Origin of the sequence: Streptomyces sp. NPDC018019 (assembly GCF_044327805.1) — a bacterium.
Lineage (GTDB): Bacteria > Actinomycetota > Actinomycetes > Streptomycetales > Streptomycetaceae > Streptomyces.
The window spans coordinates 1-8,082 of sequence record NZ_JBIRGD010000062.1 but is presented as its reverse complement, the minus strand read 5'-3'; the positions used below and the strand labels follow the sequence as shown (position 1 = coordinate 8,082).

Annotated in this window: 11 protein-coding genes; all 11 read right to left on the bottom strand. The window is 69.3% G+C overall.

Features of this window, described 5'->3' with window-relative positions; translation table 11 throughout:
• Nucleotides 1-29: 29 nt before the first annotated feature.
• Nucleotides 30-488: a DUF6349 family protein gene (locus ACH4FX_RS42900; protein ID WP_398487324.1), complete on the bottom strand. Its 459-nt coding sequence runs from the start codon at nt 486-488 to the stop codon at nt 30-32.
• 2 nt (nt 489-490) lie between these two features.
• Nucleotides 491-886, bottom strand: a complete 396-nt coding sequence (locus ACH4FX_RS42895; protein WP_398487323.1) for a DUF6181 family protein — start codon at nt 884-886, stop codon at nt 491-493.
• A gap of 38 nt (nt 887-924) precedes the next feature.
• Nucleotides 925-1,350: a DUF6197 family protein gene (locus ACH4FX_RS42890; protein ID WP_398487322.1), complete on the bottom strand. Its 426-nt coding sequence runs from the start codon at nt 1,348-1,350 to the stop codon at nt 925-927.
• Nucleotides 1,351-1,405: 55 nt separating this feature from the next.
• Nucleotides 1,406-2,110, bottom strand: coding sequence for a hypothetical protein (locus ACH4FX_RS42885; RefSeq protein ID WP_398487321.1), 705 nt, complete (start codon nt 2,108-2,110; stop codon nt 1,406-1,408).
• A gap of 71 nt (nt 2,111-2,181) precedes the next feature.
• Nucleotides 2,182-3,195, bottom strand: a complete 1,014-nt coding sequence (locus tag ACH4FX_RS42880; RefSeq protein WP_398487320.1) for a DUF3560 domain-containing protein — start codon at nt 3,193-3,195, stop codon at nt 2,182-2,184.
• 329 nt (nt 3,196-3,524) lie between these two features.
• Nucleotides 3,525-3,788 (bottom strand): hypothetical protein, encoded by a 264-nt coding sequence (locus ACH4FX_RS42875; protein ID WP_398487319.1) that lies wholly within the window; start codon nt 3,786-3,788, stop codon nt 3,525-3,527.
• 122 nt (nt 3,789-3,910) lie between these two features.
• Nucleotides 3,911-4,798, bottom strand: a complete 888-nt coding sequence (locus tag ACH4FX_RS42870) for a hypothetical protein (protein ID WP_398487318.1) — start codon at nt 4,796-4,798, stop codon at nt 3,911-3,913.
• A 116-nt stretch (nt 4,799-4,914) separates the two neighbouring features.
• Nucleotides 4,915-5,274 carry a hypothetical protein gene (locus ACH4FX_RS42865; protein WP_398487317.1) on the bottom strand — a complete coding sequence of 120 codons (360 nt, stop codon included), beginning with the start codon at nt 5,272-5,274 and terminating at the stop codon, nt 4,915-4,917.
• A 61-nt stretch (nt 5,275-5,335) separates the two neighbouring features.
• Nucleotides 5,336-5,968, bottom strand: coding sequence for a hypothetical protein (locus tag ACH4FX_RS42860; RefSeq protein ID WP_398487315.1), 633 nt, complete (start codon nt 5,966-5,968; stop codon nt 5,336-5,338).
• Between the two features lie 416 nt (nt 5,969-6,384).
• Nucleotides 6,385-6,624 carry a hypothetical protein gene (locus ACH4FX_RS42855; RefSeq protein ID WP_398487314.1) on the bottom strand — a complete coding sequence of 80 codons (240 nt, stop codon included), beginning with the start codon at nt 6,622-6,624 and terminating at the stop codon, nt 6,385-6,387.
• Nucleotides 6,625-6,699: 75 nt separating this feature from the next.
• Nucleotides 6,700-7,284, bottom strand: a complete 585-nt coding sequence (locus ACH4FX_RS42850) for a hypothetical protein (RefSeq protein ID WP_398487312.1) — start codon at nt 7,282-7,284, stop codon at nt 6,700-6,702.
• Nucleotides 7,285-8,082: the final 798 nt, after the last annotated feature.

Below are 8,082 nucleotides of genomic sequence, written 5' to 3'. Positions count from 1 at the left end.
GCCCCGCCTGCCACCCCGCCGGCGGGGCTTCACTGTCGCCGAACATCGGCACCGTGAACGCCGCCGTCATCGGCATTTTGAGTGTCGGGCAACACCCATTCCCCCTGGGCCTTGGCAACGGCCGGGAGGGCTCGCCAGCCGGGGAACGCGTGATCGTGGGCGTCCTCGATCGCGGTGTTGTCGCCGTCACCGTATCCGTGCCCACGGTGGACAGGGCCCTCCCAGCCGCAGGCGAGACATCCGCCCCGGAACTCCTGCTCGTCCCGGCGGCCGGGCCGGCTGCGGGTGAGCAGGGTCGGTGTGTGGTGTGCGGGCGGGTCGAGCTCGTGCCCGAGGTCGCAGTACGCACCGTCGGGGTGTCCGGGCTGGATGTGCCACGTCTGCGCGGCGCTCTGCTTCGCGAGGGCGCGCGTCCGTGCGTTGCGCACCCGCCAGTAGTACGTCTGTCGCGCCCGTGCGCCGGTCGGCTCGGTGAGCGTCGCGATCATGGTCACTCGGTCCGGGCGGCGGCGAGGACATCGCGGAGGGGCTCGGCGAGGACGGCTTGTTCGTCGGGGGCGTCGACAAACCGGGGCCCGTACGCGCGGCGGACGGCGCGGCGGGCGTCCTGGTGGCGGTCGCATCCGGAGGCGTACGGCGACCGGTCGAGCACGTCGTAGCCGTGCTGGGTGAGCACGTCAGCGATGAGCGATCGGACCTGTACGGGGTCGAGGGCATGCAATTCGGTCTCCACCGGGGTGGCGAGGAGTACGCGGATCAGCTCGGAGGCGCTGAGGCGGGGATGGAGGGGAACGCTGATCCGGTGGACGCCGTCTCGGCTCGGCGTGGCGGCGCCTCGGCGGTTCGGCGTCCTGGTGGTGCTGCGGGATTCTTTCGTCTTGTTCATGGTGCTGACTTTCGAAGTCTTGATGTGCGGAGGGCCCGTCAGAAGAGGGCATGGTCGACGCGGGCGGCGGCGCGGAAGACGCGGGCGGCGTCGGCGGCGGTGCGGCCGGGCTCGGCACTCCACCGGTCGATGACCTCGCGGCACAGGGCCTTCGCGGCAGCGGGGTCGTCGGCCTCGACGGGGCGGCCGGTGAGGGTTTCGGCGAGGATGGCGAACGCGTGATCGCGGGCGCGGTGGATGCGCTCCCAGTCGTACGTCCGGCCGGCGGCCCCCCGCCCTTGGCCGGCGGCGACTTCGAGGGCGCCGCGCGGCCAGCACGGCAGGGTGGCGGTGCGGCCGGGGCCGGCGAACAGGTAGGGACCCTGGTGGATGCCGACGTGTTCGATGTGGTGGGCGGCCCATTCGAGGAGGGCGGCCGGGGTGTCCGCGATGACGACGCTTTCGGGACAGTAGCGGGGTGGCATGGTGTTTCCGTTCGGGAACCGGGGGCGGCGGCTCGGCGCCGCCCCCGGAGTCGGTCTACTGCTGGTAGGCGGTGATCAGTTCGCGGACCTTGTCCTTGCCGATGCACCCGCCCTCGTGGCGGTGCGCGCTGGGCGGGGCGCCGTTGCGCCCGCGCAGGTGGCTCCAGAACTTCGGGCCCTCCCACGGGCACAGCTCGCAGGAGAGGAACCAGTGGTTGTCGGAGCCCGGAAATCCGGTGTAGACCGCCCGCCAGTGATGTGCGGCGAGCCCTGCGAACGCGGTCATCGCGCTCTTGATGTTGCGATCGGTCACGGGCATCCGCGGGTGCAGTAGGGGCACCGGCCCGCAGAGCGGCCGGGGAGCCTCGGCACGTACCTGGTCCAGGGGGACGGCGGTGATACGACCGGCGGCGTACTCCTCGGCGAGGTGGGCGGCGGCCATTTCGATGCCGGGAACGCCTTTGGGCGGGCGGCGTAGGTTGCGCTCCCCCGCGCTGGAGTCGATCCACCAGTCGCGGTGCCACCGGTGGGCGCGGCCGATGACCTGGTCGTCGCCGATGATCACGGGGTAGCGGCATTCGATGTCCGGGGCCCCGATGCGGTACGGCATGGGCGCCGTGAGGGTGGTGGTCGCTTCGCTTTCGGTGGTGGCTGTTCGGTGCTCGGTGTGATCGGGGGCGGCAGTCAGGAGGTTGCCCAGCTTGTCGTCGGAGACGGTGACGGTGTCGGTGGCGGGCCGGTCATGGAGTTGGGTGGTCATGGTGGTGCCCTGTTCTGGTGAGAGAGGGCCCGCCCCGGCGCGCTCGGCCGCCGGGGCGGGTGGGGGCGTCGTTACGCGGCCTCGGACTGGGTGAGTTGCTGCATCTCGTCGGCGCTCTTGCGCCCGGAGACGTCGTCGTAGGGGGCAGTCCAGGTCCAGCCGTCGTGCCGGTTGTCCGCCGCGCGGACAACGCGCTGACCGTCCCCGTTGTGAATGTGCGGGATAGTCACCGACTTCGGGTTGACCCGCAGGACCTCGTACCAGGTGCCTCGGTAGAGAACGAAGTCACCGCGCGTGAAGTCGGCCTTCGACCAGACCTTGAAGCCTTCGGCCTCGGCGTCCTTGATGACCTGCTGCCAGTGCTCGATCTCTTCGGTCAGTTCCTCGTGCCGGGTCGTCAGCTCGGGGTCGTCGGGGTCGCGGAAGTAGCCCTTGGCGGACTCGCCGCGCTGCCACTTCTCGACCGCGCGGAGGTCGGCCCGCAATTTGTCGAGACGGCGGAGGGTGCGGCCGGGGTCCTTCTTGTACCGCTCGTAGTTCGCGGCGGCCTGCGCCCGGCCGGTCCAGTGCTCGGCACGGTCGCGCTCGCCGATGCTCTTGCGCATCGCGGTGTCCATCCGCGCGTGGTCACGGCGGGCGCGGCCCTCGGAGTGGTGGCCGACGAGGATGGGCTGACCAAAGGCAAACCGCTCGGATATCTCGTGGCTCGACTTCCGCGCGGCCTCGGAGTTCCGGGCAGCGGTGTCGGCGTACCCGCCGAACCTCTCCGCCCGGGCTTCGGCCTTCTCCTCGCGGTCCTGCTCGGCCTCGGCGAACGAACGGCGGTCGGCGTTGTCGATGGTCAGCGTGACCTCGAAGCCCGCGTCTCGGAGTCGTTGTGCGAGGAGTTCGAGCGAAGGGGTGTAGGTGGCGTGGTCGCGGCTGTGCGGGAGGTACCAGCAGCCGAGGTTCCTGCTCCAGCGGAAGGGCTGGCGCCGGGTGCGGCCGTACTCGCGGAGCCGCAGGATCTCGGCCGATCCGTCCCCCCGGCTCGTGCCCTGGATCAGGGTTCCTTCCCGGCGGGTGTGGGTGATTTCGATAGTCACTGAACTGGTCTTTTCTGGTGAGAGTCTTTCGGTCCGGCCGTGGGCCGGAGCTTGCGTGGGAAGCGGTCCGCACCACGGGCGCGGGCCGTGAGGGACGAGCGGCTCGCGGGCCGTCGCGCGCTGCGCGTCGGCAGGGGCTGCCGCGCCCCCGCGGGGCGCGTCCGCTGTCCGGTGCCCGTTGGTGGCCGGCGGAGCCGCCTGCGGCGGAGGCGGCCAGCAGCGGTGAACGCGCCGGACCTTTGCCGCGCCGCCCCGCAGGGGTGTCCGTTTCCCTTTTCGGCCCGCCGCCGTCCGGAGGTGTTGCCCTCCTCCGGACGGCGGGACGGTCGTCAGGTGTTGCGGGGCCGGTGGCGCATGATGACGCCGATGCCGTGGTATTCGAGCTGCTGGCCGACGGCCTGTACGCGGCGGGCCTGCTGGCTGGTGTCGCCGTTGTGGGGCAGGACGAAAGCGCGCTCGGACGGGTCGTACGCGAAGCCGTTGCCGTGGAGGGCCTTGGCCGACTCGTGGCTGTCGGACGTCGCGGCAATCGCACCGTCGCCGTACCAGGTCATCACTACGGTCTCGGGGTGCGGCTCGGGGTTGGTGTCCATGGTCGTTCCTGTCTGGTGAGAGGGGTCCTGGTCCGCCGGGCCGGTCGGCCCGGCGGGGGTGTCGGCCGGGGGTTGCCCTCCCCTTCCGACACCATTAATTAAACCACGTTCAGAGTCTCAGGTCAACCAACTCCCGCGAGTTCCCGGTTCGCGACTCCCGCCCGGACCGACCCGGCAGCCGAACGGACGGCGTCCGCGATGGCGCGGCCGGTCTCGATGACCCGGACAACGGACGCGTGAATGGGGGGCTTCTTGTCGTCGGTGATGATGCCTGCGAGCGGGGGCATGACGGCGGGGCCGGGGGCAATGCCGAGCATGAGGGCGGCCACGTGGGCGGCGGAAGCGACTTCGGCGGCGTGCTGGCCGGGTACCGGCGCATCGGCCTCGGTGATGCGGCGCCAGGCATGGCCGAACAGCAGGATTCGCGCGGCGTTGTCCGGCGCCTCCTGGGCGAAATCGAAGCCGCCCGCCTGTTCGGGGTTATCGCCGTACGTCTCTTCGTACTGGGCGGCCAGGAGATCACGGACGAGCGCTGCGGGCAGGGGTTCGGGAGTCTCGGACTCGTACTCCTCACCTTCGGTCTGTGAAAGGTCGAAGACGGGCCCGGCCTTGTAACCCTTGACCAACGTGGGGCGTTCCCCGTCACCGCCCTTGTCTGCCTGCTGGCCGCCCTCGGGCCTTTCGGGGGCGCCTTCCGATGCGCTGGCGCGGCGTTTGATCGGAGTCCATATGCGGATGGAGGTGGAACCCTTGGCGGGGTAGCGTCCAACTTTTCGCCAGTCACCAGAGCTGAGGACATGAGTGGCGTTCGGGCACTGCGCCGCGATGGCGACCACGTTCACAGGGCTGCGGTCTGCCAGTACAGCTGCGGATCGCATGACAGTCGCCCAGAACCCTTCGTCGGCGACCATCGCGCCGTACGCTCCATTCATGACGCTTTCGAGCCGGGCGCGCATTTGGGCGCTATAGGTGCGGCGCTGTTCCTCGGTCATTTTCGGCTTGCGGGCCATCGGGGTACTCCTGGTGAGAGGGGCCGCCGGACCGGCCAGCCCGGCGGCGGAGCGTCAGTCGGGGGGTTGCCCTCCCCTTCCGGCACCATTAATTAAACCATGTTCTCAAGCTTGGGTCAAACCCACTGCGTCCCGTCCGCATAGCAGGCCGATCGATAGGCGTCGATAATCTCGCCTTCGATCTCTGCCCAGTGCTTCCGGATGTCCGGCGAAGCCATGCGGTCCCAGGTTGCGTGCTTCCCCCGTCGCCACTTGATCGCCGCGACCAAGGTGGAAAGCTGTGATTTCGTGAACTCCCACGGGCCGGTGTCGGTTATCTCATTCCCGTGAATCATCGACGTGGCATTGTTGACGTGCTCAGTATCTGACCAGATATGCTCCGTGACCTGGAATTCAAGGGCACGCCTGAGCGTGGTTCGGAGGTAGGGGGCCTGTACGACCCATCGCGGCTTGATTACGTAGATATCGGCGCTCACGTTTTCCCTTTCGCCGGGAGAGGGGCGGCACACCCAGAGGTGTGCCGCCGGTCAGCAGAGATCAGTAGTCGATGTACTGCACGGGCTCGCCGCGCTCATCATCGGAAGTCTGAACGTGAGGCAGAAAGCGGCTGACGGCGAATACGGCGGCATCAGCGATGGCCTTGGGGGCATCATTTAGCATGACGCTCACGGCATGGGAGTCGATCACAATTCCGACGTCGCCCGTTTCGAGACGCAGGGTCACATAGGCGCTGGAACCGTCGATTCGAGTTCGCGCACCGGGAAGCCTGGCGGCGAAGTCGCGGGCGAGTTCTTCCACATCCCGGCGAATCTGCGCGACTTCCTGATTGTGCTTCGTGACGCGTGCGTGCACTTCCCGGTGATTCGGGATCAGGTCGTCGGAGATCGCCCGGGCGATGGCCTCCGGACCCTCGTCCATGGCGATGCGGATGCTGTCGCGGTCACCCCTGCGGAAGGGGTAGTCGCTGACAGGGAAGGCGCCTCGCGCATGGAGGTAGCCGGGGTCGTCCCACCGCTCGGACAGATGAATCTGCCGTCCGTCGGCGTGCGTGAGGGTAGCGGCGTGATCAAGGTGCTCGATGCCGTGGAACCCCTCCTGCGGCTGCCAGACCTCATCAAGGGCGAGGGCGATCGGGTGGGCGAGCGATGCGATGGTGAATCGCTGGGACATGCTGTTACTCCTGGTGAGAGGTTGCCGCGCCGGTCGGTCCGGCGGGGTGTCGGTCGGGGGTTGCCCTCCCCTTCCGACACCATTAATTAAACCATGTTTGGCGGGGTGGGTCAACTCCCGGCACCTCCCCACCGGGGGCGCGACCGCGCATAGCGGCGGGTGCGGTGGGGGGTGGTCCCTCCTCGGTCGGACAGCTTCGCCGGACTGGGGTTCCGGGCGCGGTGCCCAGGCTCGCGAGCCTGCGAGCGACCGCGTAGCGGCTTGGTCTGGGCGCCGTGTCCGGGTTCCTGGTACGCCCTTGGGTGGCCGACCGAGGAGGGACCACCCCACCGCCCTACCTCAACCCCCACTCAGCCGCACCGGACAGTCGAGCCCCTCCCCCTCCGAGAGAGGACCCGCCGGAGGCACAAAATCTGTCACTCCGGGAATCCGCCGGCGTCATGGCGGTTGGCGAGTGCTCGTCGGGCCAGATCGGACAGTTCCAGCGACTGGCCGGCGCCAAGCCAGCCCTTGCGCATGAGGCTCTGGACCTGCGCCCGGACTTCGTCGCCCAGCTCCACCACGAGGTCGTCCTCGGTCGAGGTATCACCGGCGCGAAGACGTTCATCGATGCGGAGGACGAGGGCTTCCTCTTCCGCGGTGATGTTGAAATCCATAGGGCGACGGTAAGAGGGATCACGCGGCTGGGCACCTTCGTGGGCTCTCCGCACGACGTACCGCTCCGGCGTTGCTCAGCCGTGCTGAGGATTCAGGGCTTCCAGCTTCGCCCTGAAGTCCGGGTCGGGCCTGGCCGGCAGGTGGCGTCCGGTCGTGAGGTCCAGGTGCCCCCAGGCACCGCGCTCGCCGCGTCCGCACACCATCAGGCTCATGGTGCCGGGCGCGTGGATGCGAGTGACCTCGTGATAGACCGCGCGATCGACGCGGTTGATGCCACCGCCTTGATGGGTCACGCCGAGGTAGGCGCGCACCTGGCCGTCGCCGGCCACCTGGTAGCGGTCCTCGTCATACGCACCCGTCAGGATGTGGGATTCGAACGACCAGGGGTGAGAGTGCGGGAGCGGTCGGCCGCCTGGTCCGCGAAGGTCCGGCCTTAACCAGACATTGATCTTAATGGTCGCCTGCTGGCTCTCCCGTAGCGTCAATTCGGCTCGGCTGGCAAGCCCGGACTCGTCCGGCACCAGCCACCATGACGAGGGAGCGATGAAGCGTTCCCATGTGAGCGGTTCCCTATCGGGTACGTGTGCCGCGAGCCCTGCCGCAGCGGTCTCATACAACCTGGCGTCGACGGTAAGTCCGGGGAGGACAGTGATCTGCATGCGGACGAGTGTGGGGCCGCGGTGCATCGACCACCAGGGGTGTCCTGTTTCCAATTTGAATTGGAAACAGGACACGCACTCCGACCTGCGTGCTCGCTCGTCAAGGAAACAGCTCGGTTGGCGGACCGCTCGCCGCGCGGCGGGGTTCTGGTTCTCAGTTGACTTGCAGGCTCCCGATGAATACGGCTGCCACGAGGAGAACGGCTCCCAGGGCCGAGAGCTGAAGCGGCACGCGGCGGCCGTTTAGGTGTTCCCACGCACACGCCGTGATGCAGACCAGCAGGCCCAGTACGCAAAGAGCCCAGATTCCCCAGATATTCCACGTCATGCTGTCCCTCCAATTCGCCGGTTGCCAGCTGGCGCCGAGCGGTCCGTGTGGCATTGGGTTATTCGACCAGGGTGGCGCCCCACCGCGCGGCCTGCCGAATGTGATGGTCTGCGCAGCGGCGGTTACTTCCCGGCACGCTGCTTGCCCACCGGCGGCGGGGGCTCGCGCGCAGCGCGACGGTGGTGCTGCCGCGTCCGCAGGACGCGTCCGCGGGCCGGCGTCCGGGCGGAGCGGGAAGGCCGCCCGCGGCCGGGACGCTCCGGCCGGCTGCGAGCCGGGCCGAACTGAGCCGTCCCACCGGGACGCCCTTTGTGGCACTGCGGGAATGCCGGCTCCGGCCGAACCGGAGGCGGCGGGCGGAGCGTGGGGGGGGGGGGGGGGGGGCCCCCCCCCCCCCCCCCCCCCCCCCCCCCCGGCCCCCCCCCCCCCCCCCCCCCCCGGGGTGTGGAACGGGGGCCCCCAACCCGGGC

What these genes read in the sequence shown, in the direction of transcription:
- ACH4FX_RS42870 (WP_398487318.1), bottom strand. Translation starts at nt 4,798, where the DNA reads ATGGCCCGCAAGCCGAAAATGACCGAGGAACAGCGCCGCACCTATAGC.
- ACH4FX_RS42900 (WP_398487324.1), bottom strand. Translation starts at nt 488, where the DNA reads ATGATCGCGACGCTCACCGAGCCGACCGGCGCACGGGCGCGACAGACG.
- ACH4FX_RS42855 (WP_398487314.1), bottom strand. Translation starts at nt 6,624, where the DNA reads ATGGATTTCAACATCACCGCGGAAGAGGAAGCCCTCGTCCTCCGCATC.
- ACH4FX_RS42890 (WP_398487322.1), bottom strand. Translation starts at nt 1,350, where the DNA reads ATGCCACCCCGCTACTGTCCCGAAAGCGTCGTCATCGCGGACACCCCG.
- ACH4FX_RS42860 (WP_398487315.1), bottom strand. Translation starts at nt 5,968, where the DNA reads ATGTCCCAGCGATTCACCATCGCATCGCTCGCCCACCCGATCGCCCTC.
- ACH4FX_RS42895 (WP_398487323.1), bottom strand. Translation starts at nt 886, where the DNA reads ATGAACAAGACGAAAGAATCCCGCAGCACCACCAGGACGCCGAACCGC.
- ACH4FX_RS42850 (WP_398487312.1), bottom strand. Translation starts at nt 7,284, where the DNA reads ATGCAGATCACTGTCCTCCCCGGACTTACCGTCGACGCCAGGTTGTAT.
- ACH4FX_RS42885 (WP_398487321.1), bottom strand. Translation starts at nt 2,110, where the DNA reads ATGACCACCCAACTCCATGACCGGCCCGCCACCGACACCGTCACCGTC.
- ACH4FX_RS42875 (WP_398487319.1), bottom strand. Translation starts at nt 3,788, where the DNA reads ATGGACACCAACCCCGAGCCGCACCCCGAGACCGTAGTGATGACCTGG.